Below are 23,415 nucleotides of genomic sequence, written 5' to 3' on the forward strand. Positions count from 1 at the left end.
TCGTTGCCGCCATCGTCGACCACCAGCCGCCGGAACGGGCCCGCCGGACACGACGAGAGCCGCCCCGGGGGTCGGGGGGCGGCTCTCGTCGTGGGTGGGTGCCGGGCCCCTCAGGCGGGAGCGGGGTACGTGACGACCTCGGTGCCGTCCGGCGTGTGCCGGCGCTTGGCCATCCGTTCGATGATCCAGTGTGCGACCACCAGGTTGAGGACCCAGCCGAGCCAGTTGGCGAGTTCGACGATCACGCTGATGGCCAACGGCATCGTGGGCCAGATGGTGAACATGCCGACCAGGATGCGGCCCCAGGTGGTGCCCAACGCCAGCGCGAAGCTGTACGCCATCCAGCGGCGGTGCTCGGCGTAGCGTCCCTTGCGGACCATCACCAGACCGGTGATGGTCGTGGCGAGCCAGGCCACGCCCATCGTGACGATGCCGATGCTGCCCTGGTGGTCGGCACGCAGCGGGATCAGGGTGAACACGCCCAGGGCGGCCGACGGGAGAGCCCCGCCGAAGATGTAGACGCGGCCGCTGATCCGGTGGACCTTCGGGTGGTTGCGGCGCAGCCAGCCCCAGAACTGGAGGAACACCGTGATCATCGCGATGTTCCCGGTGATCACGTGCGCGACGACCAGGCTGTAGTGCACCGGGACGCCGGGGTCGAGGATGCTGCGGCTGTTGGCCGAGTCCGTGCTGAAGTAGCGCGGGAACGCGTACAGCAGGTTGAAGACGACGGCGCCGGCGAGGACGACGAGCCACAGGTAGGGCTGACGCCAGATCGACGACGACGGGGCCGACGGTGGGACCGATGGTGATGGTTCGGTCGCCTCGTGCGTCGGCGACCGGCCCACCCGAATGGTGGCTTTCTCCGCGTTCTGCGTCATGGAGGGGTCCCTCGGGTCGTAGGTCGTCAAGGGGTTGGCGGATCGCCTGATTCACGGGATCGCCGGCGCTCCCCGAGGGGGCGGGGAACGCCGGCGAATCTTCCACCCGTTAATCGCCTACGACTCTGGCACCCGTCGAAATCGGTCGTCATCTCCGAGGATGCGGTATGCACGACCGCTCGTGTGGGTTGCTCAGGAGGGCGAGATGTTGCCGTTGAGCTTGAACAGGTTATTCGGGTCGTACGTGCGCTTCAGCTCCACCAGCCGCGCGTACGTGGCGTCGGGGTAGGCCTCGTGGATGCGCTCGGCGGCATCGTCGTAGAGGAAGTTGACGTAGCTGCCGCCACCCGGCTGCTGAACGACCTTGGCGAACTCGTCGACCCAGGCGCGGTGCTCGGCGGCCTCCTCCGGCTTCTCGAACACGACAGCCGCCGTGAACATGATCTTACGGTCGCGGTGCGCGAACGCGGTCGCGTCGGACGGCACCCGGGCCATCGCCCCACCGAGCGGACGCAGCTGGGCGACGGGCATGCTCGCCGACGAGGTCTGCAGCGTCTCCAGGATCCGACCGGCCGTGGCCACGTCGACCTCGTCGACGAAGTTGGTCCGGCTGAACGTCAGCGGGTGGTAGTTCGGGTCCTCCGGCTGGTAGATGCCACTGAAGGGCATCGGCTGGACCATGTCGACCAGCACACCCAGCTCACGGATCGGCGCCAGGACCTTCGCGCCCTCCTCCGGGTCACCGGCGTAGACGATGATCGCGAGGATCACCAGCTGACCGACCGCCTCCTCGGGCACGCCGGGCATCGGGGGCGCCGGCATGATGTTGATGATGCTCGACAGCTCGTCGGGCGCCTCCAGCGAGATGCGCAGGTATTCCGCCACGACCTCCGGCGTCGCCGGCAGCACCAGCAGGCCGCCGAGCACCGTCGGCACGGAGTGCAGCCGGTAGCGGAACTTCGTGACGACACCGAAGTTGCCGCCGCCGCCACGAATCGCCCAGAACAGGTCGGGGTGGTTGTCGGCGTCGACAGTGAGGTGCCGGCCGTCCGCGGTCACCACGTCGGCGCCGATCAGGTTGTCGATGGTCAACCCGTGCGCGCGGACCAGATAGCCGATGCCACCGCCGACGGTCAGGCCGCCCAGGCCGACCGAGGCGGTGTCGCCGAAACCGGTGACCAGGCCGTGCTCGGCGGCCGCCTCGGTGTATGCGCCGGCGAGCACACCGGGCTCCGCCCAGGCGGTACGACTGTCGGCGTCGATCTCCAACGCGTTCATGTTCGAGAGGTCCAGGACGATCGCGTCGTCCCAGACGCCGTAGAGGCTGTGGCCGCCACTGCGAACCGCGAGCGGCAACTCCGACCCGCTGGCCACCGAGACGACATGCGCAACGTCGGCGGCGTTGACCGCCTTGACGATCACGGCGGGTCGCCGATCGACGCCACCCTGGAAAATCGTGCGGGCCTGGTCGTAACCGGGGTCGCTCGGCTCGATCACCTCGCCGACGACGCCCGCACGCAGCTGCGCGGCCACGGCGGTAGCCGTGTCGGTCGGCGCCACGATCTCGTCCTGCATGGAAGATACCTCCTGGTTATGGCGGTGCGGTCCCACCAGGGCCGCGTACCCTTTCGCAGTGAAGTCGGAGCCGTACCTCGTTTTTCGACATTGCCGCCGGTAATCAGCAACGTTCTCGTCCACACGCTTCGCCCACGGGTTCGCCGCCCAGGGCACTGGAGGAACCCCGGCACCGTGGCTGATGAGGGTAACGTGGCCTCCCGCTCGGAGGTCGAAAGTCTGCTGCGCCAGCTCGCGCCGCAGGTCCTGGGCGCGCTCTACCGTCGCTACGGCAAGTTCGAGGCGTGCGAGGACGCGGTGCAGGAAGCCCTGCTGGAGGCGGCGCTACGCTGGACGGACCAGAAGTTGCCGGACAATCCCCGCGGTTGGCTGCGCACCGTCGCCACCCGCCGGTTGGCTGATCAGTGGCGCAGTGACCAGGCCCGGCGCAATCGCGAGGTGATCGTCGCGGTGATGGGCCGCGCCGACGAGGCGGTCTCCGCCTCCGTCGACGACCTGCCCTACCAGCACGACGACACGCTGATGCTGCTGTTCATGTGCTGCCATCCCGCGCTGTCCGCGCCGTCACAGATCGCGCTGACGCTCCGCGCGGTCGGCGGCCTGACCACCAGCCAGATCGCCGCGGCGTTCATGGTGCCCGAGTCGACGATGGTGCAGCGGATCAGCCGGGCCAAGCAGCGGATCCGGTCGACCGGCACCCGGTTCCGGATGCCACCGCCGGCCGAGCGACGCGAGCGCCTGCGGGTGGTGCTGCACGTGCTCTACCTGATCTTCAACGAGGGTTACACCGCCACCTCCGGCCCGGACCTGCAGCGCGGCGAGCTGACCAGGGAGGCGATCCGGCTGACCCGCGAGGTGCACCGGCTGCTGCCCGACGACGGTGAGGTCGCCGGGCTGCTCGCGCTCATGCTGCTGACCGACGCCCGGCGCGACGCCCGTTCCCGCCCGGACGGCACGCTGGTACCGATCGCCGAGCAGGACCGGCGACTCTGGCACCGGGAGTCGATCCGCGAGGGCATCGCGCTGGTCACCCGCAGCCTGAGCGACGGGCCGGTGGAGTCCTACCAGATCCAGGCGGCGATCGCCGCGCTGCACGCCGAGGCGGCGACCGTCGACGACACCGACTGGCCGCAGATCGCCGCGCTCTACGAGCTGCTGGAACAGCTCGATCCGAACCCGATGGTGACGCTCAACCGGGCGGCCGCGACCGCCATGGCCAAGGGTCCGGAGGTCGGGCTGCGCCTGCTCGACGGCCTCGACGACCGCATCGCCAACCACCGGCTCGACGCGGTACGCGCCCACCTGCTGGAAATGGCCGGCGACCGGAGCGGGGCCCGGGTGCGCTACCTGCGGGCGGCGCAGCGCACCACGAGCCTGCCCGAACGCCGCTACCTGGAGTCGCGCGCGGCCCGGCTCAGCGACCCGCGCTGACCGCCGGCGGGGCCAGCCACAGGTGCACGACCTGGTCGGGCTGCTCGACCCGGCTGATCGGCAGCTCCACCTGGCCGTCGTGGTTGCGGTCGAACAGCCGCACCCCGTCGCCCATCAGCACCGGGACCACGTGCAGCACCAACTCGTCGAGCAGGCCGGCGCGCAGGCACTGACGGATCACGCTGGCACCCCCGAGCACCGACACGTCGCGGCCGCCCGCAGCGGCCAGCGCGCGGCTGACGGCACTCTCGACACCGTCGGGTACGAACTCGAAGCGGGTGCCGCCGGCCAGCTCCAGAACCGGTCGGGGCTCGTGGGTGACCACGAACACCGGGAGCCCGAACGGCGGCTCGTCGCCCCACGGCTTCTCCCCGTGGTCGTACATCCGCCGGCCGATCACGTGGGCCCCGACGGACGTGAACCCCTCGTCGAGGATCTCCGCGTCCCGGTTGGCCCGGCCCCCGTCGCGGCCGACCCGGGCCCGCCAGGTGGCCAGGTCGTAGATCCACTGGTGCAGACGGTGGCCGTCCACGCCCATCGGCAGGAGGCGACTGTCATCAGGGCCGGTCACGAAACCGTCCATCGACACCGAGATGTCGGCGGTCACTCGCGCCATCGGGGACTCTCCATTCCCAGGAGCACGGGCAGCCAGGCGGGCGCGTTCATGGCGAACGTCCCCTGGGAGGTCAACTCGGCGTCGGGCACCGCGAGGCGCAGCCCCGGGAAGCGCCGGAACAGGGTGTCCAGACCGATCTCCACCTCCAGCCGGGCCAGCGCGGCCCCGAGGCACCGGTGGATGCCGTGGCCGAACGACAGGTGCCGCTTGTCGGCGCGGCCCGCGTCGAACCGGGCCGCCTCAGGTCCGTGCACCGCCGGGTCGCGGCCCGCCCCGGCAAAGTGCATCAGGATCGGTTCGCCCTTGCCGATGCGTACGCCGGCGATCTCGACGTCCTCGACCGCGAACCGGAACGGCAGGTGCGCGACCGGCGCGTCCACCCGCAGCGTCTCCTCGATGACGTCGGCCCAGCCGGCGTCGCCCGAGCGGACCCGGCGCAGTTGCTCCGGCGCGTTCAGCATCGCCCGGACGGCGTTGACCAGCAGATTCATCGCGGGCTCCGTGCCGGTGTTGAGCAGCAGAAGCAGGGTGCTGACTATCTCGTCGTCGTCGAGGCGTTCGCCCTCGTCGCGGGCGGCGATCAGGTCGCTGGTCAGGTCGTCGGCGGGTTCCCGGCGCTTGCGGTCGATCAGGTCGTGCATCTGTGCCCGCAGCCGGGCGAAGGCGGCGGCGGCCTCCTGCGGGGTGATCTTCGCGCTGGCGGTGGCGTAGCCGCCGCCACCGCCGACGATGCCCACCCGCTCGGCGACCGGCAGACCGATCAACTCGCCGATCACGTGAGCCGCCAGCGGGTGCCCGAACCCCGCCTTCAGGTCGACGATCTCCGTGGGCGGGTGCATGGCGAGGTCGTCGAGCAGGTCAACGGCCAGCCGTTCGATCGCCGGCCGCATGGTCTGCACCCGACGCGGCGTGAACGCCGTACGGATCAGCCGCCGCTGGCGGGCGTGTTCGGGCCCGTCCGAGCTGGTGAGGTTCTCCATTCGGGCCCAGGCGATCAGCGGGAAGTCGGGCCCGATCTCGCCGTTTGCGTACGCGATCCAGTGCTGACGCGGGTCCTTGGAGAACCGGTCGTCGGCGAGGATCTCCTTCGCCGCGTCGTAGCCGGTGACCGACCAGGCCGGCACCCCACCCGGCAGCATGATCCGGGCCACCGGCCCGTGCGCGCGGATACGGGCCGACTCGGCGTGGATGTCGGCGCCACTCAGGTCGAGCCTGACGGGTGATCCGTTGTCCATGGCTGACTCCTCGACGGGTTTCTCAGACCGCGCGGACGGCGAAGGTCAGGTGCAGGTCGGTGTCGGCGAGTCGACGCTCCTGGGTGTCGGTGACGTCGAAACCCCGCTGGCGCAGCAACGCCTCGATGTCCCCGAGGCGGCCGTCGATGTCGTGCACCTCGACAACCAGCTCGCCGATCTTCGCCCAGTCGTCGTCGGCGATGCCGGCGATCACGTCGGCCTCGGCCTTCTCGACGTCGATCTTCACGAGGTCCGCCCGTTCGGCGCCGGAGTCGCGCAACAGCCGGGAGAACGTCATCGTCTCGCATTCCACATAGGACAGCTGGTGCCGGGACGTGGCCAGGTGCTCCGCATCGCGTACCGGGACACCGCCCTCGATGAGCAGTTTCCTGGCGAGGGCGGTCTCGAGGTCCTGCTCGGTGTACAGCCCGGACTCCGCGGGGGCCTTCGGGTAGTAACCGAACCGGGCGTGCCCGTCCGCCGCGGTGATCGCGACGTTGCGGGCCAGCCCGTCCGGAACGTGCCGCGCGAAGTTCTCCTCCAGCGCGCGGTAGGTGTCCGGGCCGGGCTCGGCCGCCACGATGAACGCGGCCGGGTAACGGGACTTGAAGAACATCGAGGCCAACCCGATGTTGGCGCCGATGTCGAAGATGACACCGGGTGTCGGCCGAGCGCCACCGGGACGACGGTAGGACTCCTCGACGAAGATCTCGCGGTAGAGCAACGCCGCCTCGGCGGCGTCGACCTGGGTGACATCCTGCCCGTTGGGCAGTCGACGCCGGATCAGGCCCATATCAACTCCTCGCGCTGGTCGGGGACACCACCTGAGAATGGGTGCTGACCACCGCCGCGGTCACCTTCCCGGTTGCGCAGGCCGCGCCGCGAAGCGTCAGGTGGCCAGTCGGACCATGAAACTCCGTCAACGGGTCAGACCGCCGTCAAGCATTGACACGTCCCGCTATCCATTCCATGGTCGATGGACTCATCACTGCGTCGAAGGGTCACAGGATGGTCGGCAACGAGCACAGGTACGTCATCGTCGGGGCGGGGCCCGCCGGGCTTCAACTGAGCTACTACCTCCAGCAGCACGGTGCCGATTACCTGACGCTCGAAAGTGGTGCCGAACCGGGCGGGTTCTTCCGGCGGTTCCCCCGGCATCGCCGGCTCATCTCGCTGAACAAGGTGCACACCGACAGCACCGACCCCGAGATCCGCCTGCGCTGGGACTGGAACTCCCTGCTCAACGACTCCCCGGAGCTGCTGTTTCCGAACTTCAGCGAGGAGTACCTGCCCGCAGCCGACGACCTGGTGCGCTACCTCGCGGAGTTCCAACGGGTCCACCAGCTCAACGTCCGGTACGGCACGACGGTCGAGCAGATCACGCGGACGGGCGACGGTTTCACCGTACGCACCGGCCAGGATGAGCTCCGGGCTCGCTGCCTGGTCGTCGCGACGGGTTGGGGCCAGCCGTTCGTGCCAGCCATCAAGGGCATCGAACATGCCATCGGGTACGAGGACATGGTCGTCGACCCCACGGCGTACGAGGACCAGCGGGTTCTGATCATCGGGAAGGGCAACTCGGCCTTCGAGACCGCGTCGGCCATCCTCGGCCGGGCCTCGATGGTGCACCTCGCCAGCCGGCAACCCCTGCGGCTCGCGTGGAACACCAAACACCCCGGCGACGTCCGTGGCCAGTACGGCGCGATCCTCGACAGCTACCAGTTCAAGACACTGCACTCGGTGCTCGACTGCACGATCGACGAGATCCGGCCCGTCGACGGGCGCTTCCAGGTGTCGATCACGTACACCCACGCCGAGGGTGAGACCGCCGTGCTCGACTACCACACGGTGGTGCGGTGCACCGGCTTCCGGATGGACACCACCGTGTTCGACGAGACGTCCCGTCCCGACATGGTGCGGGACGGCCGCATGCCCGGCCTACGTCCCGACTGGCAGTCGAGCAACATCGACGACCTCTACTTCGCCGGCACGATCGCCCAGGCCCGGGACGTCAAGCACGCGTCGTCGCCGTTCATCGACGGCTTCCGGTACAACCTCCGCACCCTGACGCGGATCCTGCGGGAGCGGTACGACGACGTGCCGTTGTCGTACACGACGACGGCTGCGGACGCCGCGTCGCTGGCCAAGCTGATGCTCGACCGGGTGAACTGGTCCTCGGCGCTGTGGACCCAGTTCGAATACCTCTGCGACGTGTTCGTGCGCGACGACGCCACGGGCGACTTCCACCACTACGAGGACCTGCCCGAGGACTACGCCGTGGAGCGTTTCGCGTCCGCCACCCAGTGGTACACGCTCGCACTACGGTGGGGCCGCGACGACTACGGTGACGTCTTCGCCATCGATCGGCACCCGACCCCCGACCGGGCGCGGGAAAGCGCCTTCATCCACCCGGTGATCCGGCGGTACCGAGGAGCGGAACTGCTCGCCGAGCAGCACCTGCTGGAGGATCTACTGGCCGAGTGGCGGCGCCCGGACCGGCACGTCGAGCCGTTGGTCGAGTTCCTGACCAGAGACCTCACCAGCGGATCATGACCTCGTCGAGGGGCTTGCGGGTCAGGTCCGGGACGTGAGCGTCCGGCGTGGGATACCCGACCGGCATGACGACGTACGGGCGCTCCTCCGGCGGCCGCTCACACACCTCGTTGAGGAATCGCATCGGGCTGGGCGTGTGGGTCAGTGTGACCAGGCCGCAGTGGTGCAGAGCGGTGATCAGCAGACCGACGGCGATGCCCACGGACTCCTTGACGTAGTACGGCTTCGGGCTGTGCGGCCCCTGGTGTATCTCGAACACGACGATGACGGCCGGTGCGGTCTCCAGGAACGGCTTCCGCCAGTCGGTGCCGAGCCCGGCAATCGCATCCAGCCACTCCGGGGAGGCGCGGCGATCGTAGAACGCACGTTCCTCGGCCTCTGCCGCCTCGCGCAACCGGCGCTTGCGGGCCGGGTCGGTCAGGACGACGAACCGCCACGGCTGGACATTGGCACCACTGGGTGCGGTCGAAGCGGCCCGGATCGCGGCCTCGATCACCCCGTCGGGGACGGGGTCGGTGGCGAACTCTCGCACGGAACGGCGCCGCGCCATCCGTTCCGCGAACGCCTCCGCCTCGCGCACCATGTCCGCCGGCCTCATACGGCTGTGCTGGATCGGAACCCTGGATTGCAGGTCTGCCTCGGTCACCTGTGGCCTCCACTGATCAGGTGTGCCGGGTGCCGTGGCAGGGCCAGCCGGCCGCGGCGTCCGGTTCCCCCAGCATTTCCGAGGTCGGCGGTTCGGTGTTACGCCTTCGTGCTGTCTTCAGGAGAAGGCACGTTCGGGGCGGTCCGGTTGGCGATCTCATCGACCACGTCGGTCAGGCGGCCGCGCAGTGCCGCGGCCGCCCGCTGGCGGGTCGCTCCGTCGCCGTTCGTGGCGAGGTGTGTCAGCCAGTCCTCGACCCGCTCGCAGTCGCCCGCCTCGTGCAGCGCCGGCCGGGCGAGCTCGACCAGCCGACCGGCGAGCGCCGCGGCGGGCAGCAGCCGGCCGGTGACGACGTCGACGCCGTGCCCGCCCATCCCGTCGCGGGCGGCACGCCAGTACGCGAGCCGCATCAGCTCGGGGACAAGTTCCGGTCCCTCGTCGCCCCGGTCGACGGCCTCACCGGCGACGACCACCAGCGCCCGCACCAGGGCGGCCAGTGCCGCGGACTCGGCGGCGGTGACGGGCACGTCGGCCACCCGCACCTCGAGGGTCGGGTGGTTCGTCGACAGGCGGAGATCCCAGAAGATGGTGCCCCGGTCGACCAGTGCGCCCACCTCCAGCAGCATGTCCACGTGGTCGTCGTACTGCTGCGCGGACCTCAGCAACGGAGGCGCGCCGGCCACCGGCCACCGCCCCCATGTGACGCTGCGCCAACTCGCGTATCCGGTGTCGCGCTCGGACCAGTAGGGCGAGTTGGCGGTGAGGGCGAGAAACACCGGCAGGTGCTGGCGCAGGTGGTTGCCGATCAGCACGGCGCGGTCCCGGTCGGGCTCCTCCACGTGAACGTGGACGGCGCAGATCGCCAGCTCGTCGTGCAACCCACGGAAGGTGGCGGTGCCGCGATCCTGGCGCGGCCCTTCGGTGATGGGCGGCGGCACGGCACTGCCGAGTACCGGCGAGCCGCTCGCGATCACCCGCAGACCTGCCGACAACGCTGCGGCCTGGACGACGGCTCGACCTTCGACGAGCTGCGCGCTCAGTGCGTCCAGGCTCCGGCACGGGTCGGTGCGGGTCTCGACCTGAAGCTTGGTGATCTCGCCACCCACCCGGGTGCCGAGGGCCGGACGCGCGCGGTCGACGACCGTGGCCGCCTCCGGCACGACCTCACCCCGGTCGACGTCGACGACGAGGAACTCCTCCTCGACTCCGAGCAGGGGAATGGACGATCCCGAGCGCTGTCCCGTAGTCATACCGACGCCGACCCCTCGCTGCCGGTCGTTCGCCGGCGCTGAGCCAGACTATGGGATGTCGTCGATGGGTTGCGGTCCGAAGCGCTCCATGGTGGACAGCACGTCGACGAGTCCGGCCAGAAGCGCAGTGCGCTCCGGCATCCGGTCGACACAGACGTACTCGTCGGCAGCGTGTGCTCCGCCGCCGACCGCGCCCAGGCCGTCGAGGGTCGGTACGCCCAGCGCGGCGGTGAAGTTGCCGTCGGACGCGCCGGCGGCGTGCGCACCGACGAGGTCCGGGATGCCAAGCTGGCGGGCGGTCGACTGGGCCAGTTCCAGGAGCGGCCGCGCCAGCTCGGGCGACATCGGGTAGCGGTTGATCCCGCCCTGCACGGCCAGCGTCGCCTCGGGCAGGAACGGCACCAGCCCGCGGATGGCGTGATCCACACGTTCGAGTTCGTCCCTGGTCCAGGCCCGGACGTCGACGGCCAGGCTGGCGCGTTCGGGCACCGTGTTCGTCGTGGTGCCGGCGGAGAGCAGGGTCGGCGTGACCGAGGTGCCACCGCTGTCCGCCGCGCCGAGCGCACCCAGCGTGAGGACCTGGTGGGCGACCTCGACCGTGGCGTTGACCCCGCGTCGTGGTTCGACGCCTGCGTGGGCGGCGCGACCCCGGACCGTGAGGCGGTACACCGAGCCGCCCTTCCTGGCCACCTTCACGTGCCCGTCCGGAGTGGCCGCCTCGCAGACGAGAACCGCACCCGAGCGCCGCGCCTCACGCTCGATCAGTGGCCGTGACGTGACGGACCCGGACTCCTCGTCGCAGGTGAGCAGCACGCCGACCGCCGAGGTGTCCTCGACCAGGCGCAGTGCCGTGAACATCTGCACGATGCCACCCTTCATGTCGCACACGCCGGGTCCGGTCGCGACGCCGTTGCGGACGGTGAAGGGCCGGGACCGGATCGTGCCCACCGGGAAGACCGTGTCGAAGTGGCCGAGGAGCAGCACCCGCTGGCTGGCGGCCGGCCACAGCAGGTGCGGCAGGCCGTCGATCACGACCCGCCGGGCGGGCCGGCCGAGAGCTTCCTCACCCCATCGGGTGAGCAGGTCGGCACAGGACTCGAGATGGGGCAGCGAGCCCGGTGCCGACTCGGACGCGACGAGCGTGCCCAGCCGGTCGACCATGTCTGCTTTGAGCTGCGTCGCGGCGTCGAGCAGACGGCGTGGATGGTCCATCGATCCCTCCAACCTCACGGGTGACGGGCCTGGCCAGGCGTGTCCGTCGACCATCGCAGGGGGATCGGGCTGTGGTCACCCTTGTTCGTGCTCAGGCAGCCGGTTCACCCGCCGGCTGCGGGACGGCCGATCCGTAGCCGAACTCGACGATCCGACGTGTGGACTCGGCGTAGGCGTCCTGCCCCTCGGGCGCGAAGGTGCCGAGCCCGTCGACGTACCGGTTGAACATGCAGAACGCCGCGGCGATCAGGACGGTGTCGTGGATCTCCAGGTCGCTGGCGCCCTCCGCGCGGGCGTTGGCGACCAACTCCGTGGTGACGTGTCGGCCGCTGATCTGCACCGCGCCGGCGATGCGCAGCAGCGCCCGCAGTTTGGCCGAGATCGGGGCGCTGTCGAGGTCGGCGCGCACCTGGTCGACGAGGGTCATGCCCTCGTCGAGCTGTGCCGCGGCGAACGCCGAGTGCGACGCGCAGCAGAAGGTGCACTCGTTGCGCCCGGAGACGTACGCCGCGATCAGCTCGCGCTCGCCGGCCGGGAGCGAGTGAGGGGCGCGCAGCAGCACCTCGGCCAGATCGTTGAGCGGCTTCGCTGTCTCCGGGCGGTACCGCATCGGACCGGATATGCCGGGAAGCTGCTTCTCGTCGATCCCCAGATCGATGTGCGCCATGGTGGTCATGCCTCTCAGCCGTGAGTCGTGGGCCGGTCGGGCGGCGCTCGTGCCGAAGACGACTGCCGGCGCCCCGGATGGCGCCGCCGCCGCGTCGCGCCGCCACGATCTCATTCCGTCCGCCGGGCGCGCTTCTTCAATCGTGCTCTGTTCCACTGACGAGCGCGCGTTCCCGCGGAGGACGCCTCATGGCTGCTGCGGGAGAGCCAGGAGCAGCGCGCACGCCAGACGCCGAATGCAGCGCCACTTCGCGGCTGGACCACCAGCCTGAAACGCAGACGGTGCCGCGCTGCAGTCGATCTCAGCGGACGTGAGGTGGGAGCGCCACGTTGGCGGTGGTCGACGAGCTCACCGCTCGTCCTCCTGTGGCGGCCGGCTGGCACGATGATCCGATGGCGACCGAGCCCCAGGGACCACGTACGGATACCGCCAGCTACGAAGCGGCTCCTCCGAATCCCTACGGCGTCTACCAGGCTGCTGACGGGTTGGGCGGGATAGCGGCACCTCTGCTGGCGGCGGCAGCGGTCACGCTGCTCGGCCTGGTGCTGCAGATCGAGAATGCCCTGAGGTGGCCGAGCCTGTCCCTGCTGCTGTTCGGAGCGGCGCTCATCCTGCTGTTGCGGGCGGTCCAGTCACACGCCCGCGCTCGTGGCTATTCGGTGACACCGAGCGAAGCTCTCGCCTGGTATCCGGACGCCGCAGATCTGCAGCGGCGTCGTGTCGTCCAGTGGGAGTTGCGACGTCACCAGGCCGCGTGGCGGTTTTGGATCGGCCGGGCCCGCCGCCACTACAACCTGGGGGTGCTGTTTCTGCTGAGTGGCGCGGCAGTCCTCCTGGTGCCGGCCGATCCACAGCACCTGACCGGTACGCGGTGGGCCGCTATCGCCGTACTCGGGTGGGGTTGCGTGGTGGAGACCGTTGCGATCCTGATCGCCTGGCGTCGTCCTCGTTGGTGGGCACGGTGGTGGGCCGCGGATGCGGATCGCCGCCGCCCGGTGCGCTGGCTCAACCAGATGGTCCGCTGGATCGCCCCGCCGGATCCCCCGGTCCCTCCGCAGGAGCCGGACCTTACCGAGCATCCGCGTCCCGGGCCGGCGGATCCGCCTGGCGGCGGTCGGGCCGCTGACGGAGATCCGACACCACAGCTGGCTGGCTGACCCGACCCGGCGATATCCGGTGGATCACCGCCGATTGCGCCGAGGCGGCGTCACAGCAGGTCATCCGGGTGCCACCGCGTTACCTACCTCGCTCGGTTCCTCCCTGCCAGATGCCGGTGAACCGGCAGGTGTCAAGGTGTCTGGCCTCCGGCGGGACCTGACAGATGGGACACCGACTGGGCTGTTCCGGTGGCCAGTCACGGGTGGGTTCCTCTTCGGTCACCGTGCCAGTGTGGAGGTACACCGTTCACCCGACAACCTCCCTTTCAGCGATGGGATGAGGCCATGGTTGGCACCGCCCGGCAGACGTCGGTACGACGGTTGGACCTGTGCGCTGTCGATGTGCTTGATCCGCTGCACTGGCGATGGGTGCTGGTCGACCCGGGCACCGGCCGGCAGCTCGCCGAACACGCCGTCACGCTCGACCGGCGGCGCTGGGAGGTTGCAGCCCTAACCGACCTGCACGCCTACCTGAGCTGGCGCGCGGAACCGGACCGGCGGGTGGCAAGTGCAGCCGAGGTTGTGACGCGACTCGGCGGGTTCATCGCGCTGGAGGTCCTTGGGCCGGCGATCATGGCGGAGCTCGGCGGACACGCCCCGGTGCGCCTGCGGATCAGGGTGGCTGAGGCGACGTTTCTGACCGCGCTCCCCTTGGAACTGGCTCACCTGGACGGCATCCCACTGGCGAGGAGCGAAAGGGTGCAGGTGTCCTTCACGGTCACCGCCGACAGCACCCCCGCGAAGACGCCAACGGCTACCGGTCTCCGGCTTCTGGCGGTGTTCAGCCTGCCGACCGGGACGACCGCGTTGCGGTTGCGCTCGGAGCGGCAGCAGCTGACCAGCCTGATCCGCCGGCTGAACCGCACGGTCGATGTGGAGATCGTTCAGTGGGGCGTGACCCGCGAGGTGCTCGCCGACCGGATGGAACGCGACGGTGGCCCCGACGTGCTGCACCTGTCCGGTCACGGTCGGCAGAGCAGGTTGCTGCTGGAAGGTCCGGGCGGAACACCGGACGAGATCGACGCCACGTCCCTGGTGGACTTACTCCGCCCGGGCAGTGGCCGGCTGCGGCTGGTGTTCGTCTCGGCGTGCGAGTCAGCGGCCGCGCCACCGCGCTGGGTGGATCTCGACGAGCCCGCAACTCAGGTGACGGAAATCGCCGCCGCGCCGGCCAGTCTGGGGGTGCGGCTGGCACGTGAGCTGGGTTGCACAGTCATGGCCATGCGCTACCCGGTGACCGACGATGTCGCCGGCGACTTGGCCATCACCTTCTACACCGGCCTTATCAACGACGGATTGGATGTCGGCACGGCAGCGGCACAGGCGATCCGAGAGGTCGCCGCGGCGGGCGTGTCTGCGGCCCGGCCGGCGCTGTCGCTGGCAGCGCCGGTGCTGATCGGTTCGGACGAGGTCACCGTGGTCAGAGCGGACCTGCCGACCGCGCGGGCGAGTGCAGAGCCGTTCGCCGCCGACCCGCTGACGGGGTCCACCTCACCGTCGAGGCCATCGTCGGCTGGTTCCACGCCCGCGGCGCCGGACCGGTTCGTCGGGCGGGAGCAGGTGATGACGGTCGCGGGGGCCGGGCTGCGACCGGACGGCGGCATTCCGGTCATCGTCCTGACCGGGATGGCGGCGGTGGGCAAGACGGCCTGCGTGGTGGAACTCGCGCACCGGCATCGGGCCGATTTCGACCGGGTGGTGTTCTGGTCCGCTCCCGAGCGGGACGTCGACCAGCAGGACACGGTGGTTGCCTTCGTCGAAGCCGTCGATTGTGGTGTCGGCAACGACATCGCCGCCCCCCTCGTTGCGGCCGACGATCGAAACGGGTGGGTAACGGTTGCCGCCGAACTGCTCGACCGGTGCGACCGGCACCGGACCCTGCTCGTGCTGGACAATGCCGAGTCGCTCCTGGATGCGGACGGGCGCTGGCGTGATCGACGTTGGTCGGACCTACTCACCATGCTCGCCGCCCGCCCGGGACCGACCCGGCTGCTGGTTACCAGCCGGATCCCGCCGGCCGCACCCGCCGGTGCCGGGGTACGCCAGATAACCGTCGAACCGCTGTCCGACACCGAGGCGGGGGCCCTGGTCCGGCAACTGCCCAACCTTCGGCGGCTGCTACACATCGACGACCCTGCCAGCTCAGCCGCTCCAGACGCCGCGGCGGCGACAGACGATCTGACGTACCGGCTGGACCGGTCGCTGGTGACTGCCGCGCTGGCCGCCGCGCAGGGTCATCCAAGGCTGCTGGAGCTGGCCGACGCCGCGGCGGTCGAGCCGGCGGAGCTGGCCCGACTGCTCCAGGTGACCAGCCAGCCGGCCGGCGGCGCGCAGTGGCTCGGCGAGACGTTGACGGGCTGGACCCGTGAAACGACGTGGCGGCTCGATCCGGCGGCGTTGCTGATGCTGCAGATGCTCGCGGCCATCGAGCCGGCACACCGTCTCCCCGGCACCCTCCGCGTGGCCTGGGCCGATCTGTGGGGGGCAGCCGGGCGGCCGGGCGAGGCCCCACCGAGCGACGCGATGTTGTCGGTGCTCGTCGCTGCCGCGTTGACGCAGCGGCGGACCCTCGCCGGCACGTCGGTGCCGCCCGGTGCCGACCTGGCGGGCGGCACCGACGTGATCCGGTACGAGCTGCACCCGACCGTCGCCGCAACGGTGCGGGCCGACACGTCGGCGCAGGTCGCCAGCGCGGTGGACCTCGTTCTCGCCAACGCCTGGCAGCAGGTCGCCCGGACGCAGGAAGAGCGCGGCGACCGGGAAAGCACCTCGGTGGTGGTCGGCGCGTTTCTCGCGGCGGTGCCGTACCTGCTCCGGCAGTCAAGCTTCGCGCGCGCGGCCGGATGCCTCGGCGCGGCGCTGGTCCGCGACACCAGTCCGCGGACCGCGCGGATCGCCCTCTCCTACGCCGCTGCCCTGGATCCCGCCATTCCCGGAGCGGACCTGGTCGTCGCTATGGCGCTGCAACCCCTGGACCCGGTCGAGGCGGAACGGCTGTTGCGGCAGGCATTGTCCGCACCTGATGAGGAGGTGGCAGCGGTCGCCGCCGGCGCCTTGACCAACCAGTTGCACCAGCAGGGACGCCTCACCGAAGCGTTGGAGCTGGCCGAGCGACATGAGCAGTTGGTTGAGCGCGCGGGCCCATGGAGACGGGCCGGAGCCCGGGTGACGCGGCTGCACGTGATGCACGAGAGCGGCCAGGCCGGGCACGCACTGACCGAGGTGACCAAACTCCTCGACGAGCTGCGGACCATGTCGACCGAGCCGACCGCCCCCGACGGGCCGCCGGAAGGCGAGGTGGCGTGGCTCGTTCGGCAAGCGGCCCGCAGCCTCGCGGTGAGCGCCGCTCTCACCCTGGAGCTGTGGCAGGTCGCGCTCGACCACAACCAGCTTCTGCTCGACAGCGTTCAACGACGCGGTGCGGCCGAGGCGGAGGTCGCGTTCTTCTGGTTCAACGACGCTCACGCACTGATCCAACTTGGTCGCTTCGACGAGGCACAGAAGGTGCTGACGTACTGCCAGCGGGTCTTCGACGAGCATGGCGCCGAGCTGAACCTGTCCCGGGCGATCGGCGCCCGGGCCCTGCTCGCCGCGAAGCAGGGCAACCTGACCGAGGCGGTGGCCCTGGAACAGACCGCGCTGCGGCTGGGCTACCGGCATCCGCTCGCCGCCGACCTGGCCGCTGGACACCAGATGCTCGGCAACCATCTCGGGAAACTCGGCACCGATCCGGCCGGACAGCTCGGCCACCACCTGGCCGCCGCGCTGTTGACCCGGATCACCGGGTCGGCCCTGGTGACCGCGTTCCTGCACCCGGTCGCCGCCGATCTGCACACGTACGGGCAGAGCCGGCTACCGGCGGACCTCGCGGCGCTGGCGGCCCGGGTCGAACGCGTCGACGGCGTGCGCTTCCTACAGGTGGTCCACGCGCTGCTCGCCGCCGATCCGGCGGAACGGGACCGCGTCTTTCGCGGGGCCGAGGCGTCGGAGCAGTGTCGTAGCCGGGCCGAGGAACATTTCGACGGGCTGCTCGGTGACGTCCGGCGCGCCGCCGAGGAGCAGGGCTTCGACCTGACCGGCAACCTGCTGCGCTGGGAGGGTCTGATGCCGATGATCGCCATGGCGGCGACGGGAGATGCGCGGGCGAACCGGCAGCTCACCGCGATCCTGCAGCCGATAAAGCAGGGAACTGACGCTGGCGGGCTAGCCACGGCGATCCGTCAGGTGGTCGGCGGCGAGCGCGACGATGCTGCCCTGTTCGCCGAGCTTCATCCGGCCGATGCCGCCGTCGTCCGCCGAGTGCTGGAGACGATTCGGTGGCGGGACAATGTGCGGGCCCGCCCGGATGAGGATCGGTTGGCCCTTACCGAGGTGGACTACCGCGCCGCGGTGGACGCTGACGATCACGTACGGGCGGGTCTGCGGGCGGCGGAGCTCAGCGGCCTGCTGCGCGTCCGGAAGCAATTCACCGAGGCGCTGCCGTACGCCGATCAGGCCATCGCGCATCGCCGGCGGGCCGGATTCGGGTCGTGGAGCCAGCGATTCGATCTCGGGCGGCGGTTGCAGCTCCTCAACGACCTGTGTCGTTGGGAGGAGGTCCTCGCGGAGCTGGCACCGCTACGCAGTGAGTTGCGGGGCGAGCCGAACCTGCCCAGCCGCACCGACCCGGTGAACCCGTCGACGGTGCGAGACCAGCTGCTGACTCTTGGCTTGCTTGCCGCAGTCGCACTGCGGGACTGGGAGTTGGCAGTCGGATTTCACGACGATCTCGCGGCGAACATGCAGTTGCGCGGCGTGGGTCGGGTCGAGCTCGCCCTGCACAAGCTTGACCGGGTCACGCTGCTGAGCCCTCTTCGACGCATCGCCGAGATCGGAGAGATGTACGACGAGATACGAGCGGTGCTCTCGGACAACCTGGACGCGGAGACTCGGGCGCGGTTCGACGTGGCATTGGATCGGGCCGCGACAACGCTGGCACCGGAGGCGCCGTGGCGTCGGCAGGCGCTGGCCGACGCGTACAAAGGGATGGACAGCCTTCCACTGATCGCTGTCGAGCACTACTACTTCGCGAGTGGTGACGGACCAGCCAGGACGCCGACCGCCAAGGCGTCGCATCTGCTCGCTTCGGCGGTCGTCTGCAGCCTGGACGGTCAGGAAGCCTCCGCCGCCTTGACAGTCCGGCACGTGGCACCGCACCTGTACCAGCCGGACGGCACCCGGGCCGTTCCCACCCTGGATAGCATCGTCGCCGTCGTGGAGGAGGTGCCCGGCGTACGGTTCAGGGAACTCGTCACCCAGGTAATCGGCACTCCGAGCCGGGCCGCGGCGGCGGTCGCCGATGCGGTGCGAGCCGCGTACCGGATCCCGGTAGCCGAGCTGTTCAGCCTGGACCAGGTCGTCGCGGACCACGAGACGGCGATCGCCGCGGTGGCGGCCGCCTACACCGGCAAGCTGCGGGAACGAACGGCATGCGAACCGATCCTGGGCGAATTGGCGACGAAGCCGAACGGGGCGCCACTCGCCACGGCATTACGTCGGGCGGCAGCCGGGAACCTGCTGTCGGTGGACGAGCAGGAGGCGATGCACCCGGTTCACGCGGCGATCATCGGTGCGCTGCGCAGCAGGATCGACAGCATCGGCCGTCAGCGATGACCGGTCGCCCGTCCGCGCACGCTGGCCTTGCCGATCCGTGACGGCGGCCGGCCCGGGCTACCGCCGTGCGGCGTATAGCGCCGTTGAGATAGACGTTCGCGAAAGAGATATACCGACGTCCGCACGATCGACATCGACTGAGGAGCGGCGTCCACCCCACTGATCGCCGCCGCGCCCGATCACCGCGCGCCGGTGGTCCCTCAGCCTGGTCACCACCCCGGGCGGTAGGAAACGCTGCCAGATGATGGCCTCACAGGTCCGAACCTCTCAGGGCTAGGGCCCGTTTGCGTCGCCTTTAACGTGAGTTGACGAATCGGTCCCAGGGTTGAGGCCCTGGCGCTTGTAGTGAAGCCGGATCTTCCCGGCTTGATCGTCGATATCGTGGTCGAATGCCGACCTCACCTCCCGAGAAGGGGGTTATCTGGGAAGAACTCTTCTTCGACCTGGCCTTCGTGTTCGCGCTCACCCAGTTCTCCCACATGCTGCACGAGGACCACAGTTGGGCGGGGATCGGCCGGGTCCTGCTCCTGTTCGTGACCATCTATTGGGCGTGGGCTGGCACCACGATCTATACCGACCAACGCGATGTCGGCAACGCGCTGGATCGGGCTGGCGTTTTCGCCCTCGGGCTCGGCAGTCTGCTGCTGGCTCTGACGGTTCCCGGTGCCTTTGGGGATCGGGGCCTGCTGTTCGTCGGTGTTTACCTGGCGATGCGGGTACTGCTGGCGGCGCTGGCCTTGCGCACCCCAGGTGGCTGGCGGTCCCCGGTCTTTCGCCCCTACGGGTCGGGGCTGGTGGCCGGTCCGCTGCAACTGGCGGGTGGCCTGCTGCACGGTACGACGCGAATAGTGCTCTGGTCGATCGCGGTCCTCGTCGATTTGATCGGTACCACGATCAGTCGACGGACGCTGGATAAGGTCAGGGTCCGGCCACTGCATTACACCCACCGTTACGGACTTCTGATCATCCTCGTGCTCGGCGAGTCGGTGATCCAGGTCGGAATGGTGGCCGTGGACGAGTCGCTGACCCTCGCCCGGGTGGCCGCCATCTGCCTCTCCTACTCGCTGGTCTGCGCACTCTGGTGGGCGTACTTCATCTACGGTGTCCGGGCCTTCCGGCTCGCGGTGGACCGGAGCGAGCAGCAGGCAGATATCCGCCGCTCCGTGATGGTCTACGGGCACCTGCTATTCAGTTTCGCGATCATCACGGTTGCCGTTGGCCTGTCCGAGGTAGTGACGGAACCCCTCGAGCCGCTTCGTGCCGGCGAGGGGACTGTGCTCTTCGGTGGCGCCGCGCTCTTCCTCGGCACCTTCGCCTACACCCACTGGCGAATCCACCGACAAATCGCGCGACGACGGATCGGCGCGAGTGTGCTCTGCCTGGTTCTGATGCCGCTAGCACCCCTGGTGCCGGCCCTGGCCGCCCTGACGACCCTGTTCGCGGTGGTTGCCGGAGTGAGCGTGCTCGAAGGGATGATCATGCACCGTCACCCGCTGATCGGGGAACGCGTGACGGTGGGCGAAATACGTGACGACCCGGGTCACGTGGACGAGGGCCCCGTGGTGCGCGAATGACGCCGTCCGACTGAAGCAGCGCCGCAACCCGCTACGACAAGACCGGGACCTCAGACCACACAACCGTCACCATCGCCGCGCCACTCCGTCGGTGGTGAACCTGCGAAGACAGAGCCCAGGGGCAGCATCAGCAGCTCGGCGAGCAGAGGCAGCAGGATGACGGCGCCGGCCGAGAGTAGCCAACTGCCGAAGTGGACTGATGAGAAGTGTTCGCGAATCCAGGCGCAGTAGAGATGAAGGTCAACGGGGGGTGATCAGTGGTGCGAAATCGGCGCGAGTGAGGGGCTGGTCGGACAGAGAACCGTCTGCGCGCGGCACCCTCAGAGGTCGGCCCTCGCGGGCAAACGTGACGGTGGTGACGTCGTCACGGCTGGTGAGGGTACAAACGATTTGCCCGAAGGCGAGGACCTCGTCGCTGCGGCCGGCGTCGTCGCCGGGTTCGTCGACCCCAACGCGGGCCTGGGTACCGGTCACTGTGACACCGGCGGCGTTGACCGCTCCCGGCAGCGCGCTGGTCAAGTCGGTAGCGCGTTCGGCGGCGGTGGGCCCGGCCAGCAGATGCCGCAGTTGGTCCTCGATCGTTGGTGGCCGCTCGACGCGCCGGACGAAAGAGATGATGCGGTTGTCGCGGACAAAGCAGAGTGTTTCGGCGGCAGGGCCAACTGGTGCGCTGGTGTCGGCGGGCGCGGAACTCTGAAATGGCCCTTGTGGTGCCTGCACTACGCGAGGGGCATCGTCGGTGGGGATGCTGCAGCTTGTCAGCAGTGCGGCAAGCGCCATCACAGCGAGATGACGATGGTTCATGGCAAGCTCTCCGGCAGGGTGACACGGAAGCAGGCGCCTCCGCCGGGCCGGTCACCGACGGTGACGTGTCCGGCGTGTGCTGCGGCGTGCTGCGCGACCAGCGCGAGTCCGAGCCCTGTGCCGTCGCCGATGCCGCGGGTGTGAGCTGCTCGCCCCCGGACGAAACGGTCGAAGATCGCCTCGCGGTCCTCGACGGGCACGCCGGGTCCGTCGTCCTCGACCTCGATGATGCCGGCGCTACCGTCGCGGCCCAGCCGGACGCCTGCGGGAGCGCCTCCGTAGGTCACCGCGTTGTCGAGCAGGTTCGCCAGGACCTGCGCGACCCGGCGCCGCTCGACCAGCCACGTCGCCGGTACGTCGGGTGCGAGATGGACGAGCGTCGTGGGCAGGTCGAGGGCGCGGCAGGCATCGCGGGCCAGCCCTACGACGTCCACGGGGCCCCGGTGGGCGGGCTGGTCACTGCGGGCCAGGTCGATCAGGTCATTGACGAGCCGCTGGAAACGGTCGATCTCGTCGGCGACGAGCCCGGCCGCGATGGCGGTTCGTTCGTCCTGGTGTTCCCGACGGCGGGCCAGGACGCTGGCCGCCGCGGCGAGAGTCTGCAACGGGGAACGCAGTTCGTGGCTGACGTCGGCGGCGAAGCGCCGGTCCCGTTCGATGCGGCGGACCAACTGGTCGACCATCTGGTTGAACGAGGAGGAGAGGCGGGTGAGGTCGGGGTCGGTGGCGGGGTCGAGGCGGGCGGTGAAGTCACCGGCGGCGATCTTCTCGGCTGCGTCGGCCACAGCCGTCAGCGGCCGCAGCCCGTGTCGGGTGGCGTACCAGCCGAGGGCCGCGCCGGAGCCGGCGACCATGATCGCGACGGTGGTCAGCGCGAGCGCCAGGACCTGGAACGTCTGTTCCAGTTCCCGGAGCGAGTTGACCTCGAAGTACGTCGCGGACGAGGACAGGGGCACCCCGACGACCAGGACGGATTGGCCGTCGACGCGTACCCGCTGCACCGCGGGCTCGCCGGCCGCGACGACCCGACGCAGCTCAACCGGGATGGCAGCGGTGGTGCTGGGGTCGGCGGTACGGGCATACCACTCGCCGTCCAGATGCAGCACCGGCCGCCGACTCCCGCCCGTGTCCAGCGAACGAAGCACCTCCACCACATCGGGGGTGTCGGTGTCGAGGCCGGCGCGGACGACCGTAGCGTCGAAGTAGGCCGCGCGCAGGGCGGTGCGTTCCCGCTCGTCGAGCAGGGACCGGCGGGTCAACTCGTAGGAGATCAGGGCCATCGACGCCGAGAGCAGGAGCGCGCCGACGGCAAACGCGGCTGTCACCCGGGTACGCAGTCCGAGGCGTCTCATCGTTGCAGCTTGTAGCCCAGGCCCCGCAGGGTGACCAGGTACCGGGGGTTCGCCGGGTCTGATTCGATCTTCTGCCGCAGACGGCCGACGTGCACGTCGACGAGCCGTTCGTCGCCGCTGTCGTACCCCCATACTCGTTCGAGCAGTTGCTGGCGGGACAGCACCCGACCGGTGTGCTCGGCCAGCTCACAGAGCAGCCGGAACTCGGTACGGGTGACCGGTACGGGTTGGCCGGCTCTGCGCACCTCTCCCCCGTCAGGGCTTATCTCCAGCTCGCCGACCACGAGCACTGGCACCGGCTCCGGCGTGTGCCCCGCGACGCCGCTACGGGCCCGGCGACGCAGGGCGCGCAGCCGAGCGGTCAGTTCCTTGATCGCCACCGGCTTGACGACGTAGTCGTCGGCGCCGGCCTCCAGGGCGGCGACAATGTCGTGGGTGTCGTCGCGGGCGCTGACCACCACGATCGGGACATCGTCGTCACGGCGCAGCTGCCGAATGCATTCGAAGCCGTCGAGACCGGGCAGCATCAGGTCGACCAGCACGTAGTCGGCGGGGTCGCGGCGCTGAGCGCGCAGCCCCTCCTCGGCCGTGGCCGCGCCCACCGCGTCGTAACCCTCGTCCTCCAGTGCGAGCAACAACGCCAATCGGATGCGGTCGTCGTCCTCGATCACCAGTACGGCCGTCATACCCGGCATCATCCCCAGCCGACCGGCTCGGAGGCCAACCGTGGCGGCCGGTTGGCTGATTTGTCACGGAACTGTCACAGATCCGCGTGGTGGCCGCCAAACCCGCCCGGCAGGGTGACAGGCG

The 23,415-nt window shown here is 69.9% G+C and carries 17 protein-coding genes; 5 read left to right on the plus strand and 12 right to left on the minus strand.

Annotated features, from left to right (window positions below; genetic code table 11):
- Positions 1–110: 110 nt before the first annotated feature.
- Together KBX08_RS01065 and KBX08_RS01070 are read right to left on the minus strand one after the other, a co-directional pair.
- Positions 111–881, minus strand: a complete 771-nt coding sequence (locus KBX08_RS01065) for a DUF2306 domain-containing protein (protein ID WP_210780613.1) — start codon at positions 879–881, stop codon at positions 111–113.
- A 192-nt stretch (positions 882–1,073) separates the two neighbouring features.
- Positions 1,074–2,456: an FAD-binding oxidoreductase gene (locus tag KBX08_RS01070; RefSeq protein ID WP_210780614.1), complete on the minus strand. Its 1,383-nt coding sequence runs from the start codon at positions 2,454–2,456 to the stop codon at positions 1,074–1,076.
- A gap of 174 nt (positions 2,457–2,630) precedes the next feature.
- On the opposite strand from KBX08_RS01070, the gene KBX08_RS01075 reads away from it, so the two are divergent.
- Positions 2,631–3,887 carry an RNA polymerase sigma factor gene (locus KBX08_RS01075; protein ID WP_238688382.1) on the plus strand — a complete coding sequence of 419 codons (1,257 nt, stop codon included), beginning with the start codon at positions 2,631–2,633 and terminating at the stop codon, positions 3,885–3,887.
- On the opposite strand, the gene KBX08_RS01080 is transcribed toward KBX08_RS01075, so the two are convergent.
- The 3 genes from KBX08_RS01080 to KBX08_RS01090 are packed head-to-tail and all read right to left on the minus strand — an operon-like array spanning position 3,871 to position 6,531.
- Positions 3,871–4,503: a dihydrofolate reductase family protein gene (locus tag KBX08_RS01080; protein WP_210780616.1), complete on the minus strand. Its 633-nt coding sequence runs from the start codon at positions 4,501–4,503 to the stop codon at positions 3,871–3,873. The two genes, KBX08_RS01075 and KBX08_RS01080, sit on opposite strands and share 17 nt — an antisense overlap.
- On the minus strand, positions 4,491–5,738 hold the full coding sequence (locus KBX08_RS01085) for a cytochrome P450 (protein ID WP_210780617.1): 1,248 nt from the start codon (positions 5,736–5,738) through the stop codon (positions 4,491–4,493). The genes KBX08_RS01080 and KBX08_RS01085 overlap by 13 nt, the downstream gene beginning before the upstream one ends.
- 22 nt (positions 5,739–5,760) lie before the next feature.
- On the minus strand, positions 5,761–6,531 hold the full coding sequence (locus KBX08_RS01090; RefSeq protein WP_210780618.1) for an FkbM family methyltransferase: 771 nt from the start codon (positions 6,529–6,531) through the stop codon (positions 5,761–5,763).
- Positions 6,532–6,746: 215 nt separating this feature from the next.
- Here KBX08_RS01090 and KBX08_RS01095 point away from each other — a divergent pair, with 215 nt between their 5' ends.
- Positions 6,747–8,291: an NAD(P)-binding domain-containing protein gene (locus tag KBX08_RS01095; protein WP_210780619.1), complete on the plus strand. Its 1,545-nt coding sequence runs from the start codon at positions 6,747–6,749 to the stop codon at positions 8,289–8,291.
- On the opposite strand, the gene KBX08_RS01100 is transcribed toward KBX08_RS01095, so the two are convergent.
- The 4 genes from KBX08_RS01100 to KBX08_RS01115 form a co-directional block, all read right to left on the minus strand.
- Complete coding sequence (locus KBX08_RS01100; protein WP_238684297.1) at positions 8,275–8,889, minus strand: nitroreductase family protein; 615 nt, start codon at positions 8,887–8,889, stop codon at positions 8,275–8,277. The genes KBX08_RS01095 and KBX08_RS01100 overlap by 17 nt on opposite strands.
- A 146-nt stretch (positions 8,890–9,035) precedes the next feature.
- Positions 9,036–10,187: a glutamate--cysteine ligase gene (locus KBX08_RS01105; RefSeq protein ID WP_210780620.1), complete on the minus strand. Its 1,152-nt coding sequence runs from the start codon at positions 10,185–10,187 to the stop codon at positions 9,036–9,038.
- A 48-nt stretch (positions 10,188–10,235) separates the two neighbouring features.
- A complete protein-coding gene (locus KBX08_RS01110; protein ID WP_210780621.1) occupies positions 10,236–11,399 on the minus strand; it encodes a M20/M25/M40 family metallo-hydrolase in 1,164 nt (387 codons plus the stop codon).
- A gap of 91 nt (positions 11,400–11,490) precedes the next feature.
- On the minus strand, positions 11,491–12,066 hold the full coding sequence (locus KBX08_RS01115) for a carboxymuconolactone decarboxylase family protein (RefSeq protein WP_210780713.1): 576 nt from the start codon (positions 12,064–12,066) through the stop codon (positions 11,491–11,493).
- 392 nt (positions 12,067–12,458) lie between these two features.
- On the opposite strand from KBX08_RS01115, the gene KBX08_RS01120 reads away from it, so the two are divergent.
- The 3 genes from KBX08_RS01120 to KBX08_RS01130 all read left to right on the plus strand — a co-directional run bounded on the left by KBX08_RS01120 (position 12,459) and on the right by KBX08_RS01130 (position 20,449).
- Positions 12,459–13,223 (plus strand): hypothetical protein, encoded by a 765-nt coding sequence (locus KBX08_RS01120; protein ID WP_210780622.1) that lies wholly within the window; start codon positions 12,459–12,461, stop codon positions 13,221–13,223.
- 285 nt (positions 13,224–13,508) lie between these two features.
- The gene (locus KBX08_RS01125; RefSeq protein WP_210780623.1) at positions 13,509–18,875 is read left to right on the plus strand and encodes a hypothetical protein; all 5,367 of its coding nucleotides are present in this window, start codon (positions 13,509–13,511) and stop codon (positions 18,873–18,875) included.
- Between the two features lie 389 nt (positions 18,876–19,264).
- Complete coding sequence (locus KBX08_RS01130) at positions 19,265–20,449, plus strand: low temperature requirement protein A (protein WP_210780624.1); 1,185 nt, start codon at positions 19,265–19,267, stop codon at positions 20,447–20,449.
- A 240-nt stretch (positions 20,450–20,689) separates the two neighbouring features.
- Here KBX08_RS01130 and KBX08_RS01135 read toward each other — a convergent pair whose 3' ends face one another.
- From KBX08_RS01135 to KBX08_RS01145, 3 genes are read right to left on the minus strand one after another with little or no spacing between them, the layout of a single operon-like run.
- The gene (locus KBX08_RS01135; RefSeq protein WP_210780625.1) at positions 20,690–21,253 is read right to left on the minus strand and encodes a GerMN domain-containing protein; all 564 of its coding nucleotides are present in this window, start codon (positions 21,251–21,253) and stop codon (positions 20,690–20,692) included.
- Positions 21,250–22,605, minus strand: coding sequence for a cell wall metabolism sensor histidine kinase WalK (locus KBX08_RS01140; RefSeq protein ID WP_210780626.1), 1,356 nt, complete (start codon positions 22,603–22,605; stop codon positions 21,250–21,252). The genes KBX08_RS01135 and KBX08_RS01140 overlap by 4 nt, the downstream gene beginning before the upstream one ends.
- On the minus strand, positions 22,602–23,291 hold the full coding sequence (locus KBX08_RS01145) for a response regulator transcription factor (RefSeq protein ID WP_210780627.1): 690 nt from the start codon (positions 23,289–23,291) through the stop codon (positions 22,602–22,604). Before KBX08_RS01145 ends, KBX08_RS01140 begins: the two co-directional genes overlap by 4 nt.
- Between the last annotated feature and the right edge of the window lie 124 nt (positions 23,292–23,415).

Source organism: Micromonospora sp. H61 (assembly GCF_018070325.1).
In the GTDB taxonomy this organism is placed as follows: domain Bacteria; phylum Actinomycetota; class Actinomycetes; order Mycobacteriales; family Micromonosporaceae; genus Micromonospora; species Micromonospora salmantinae.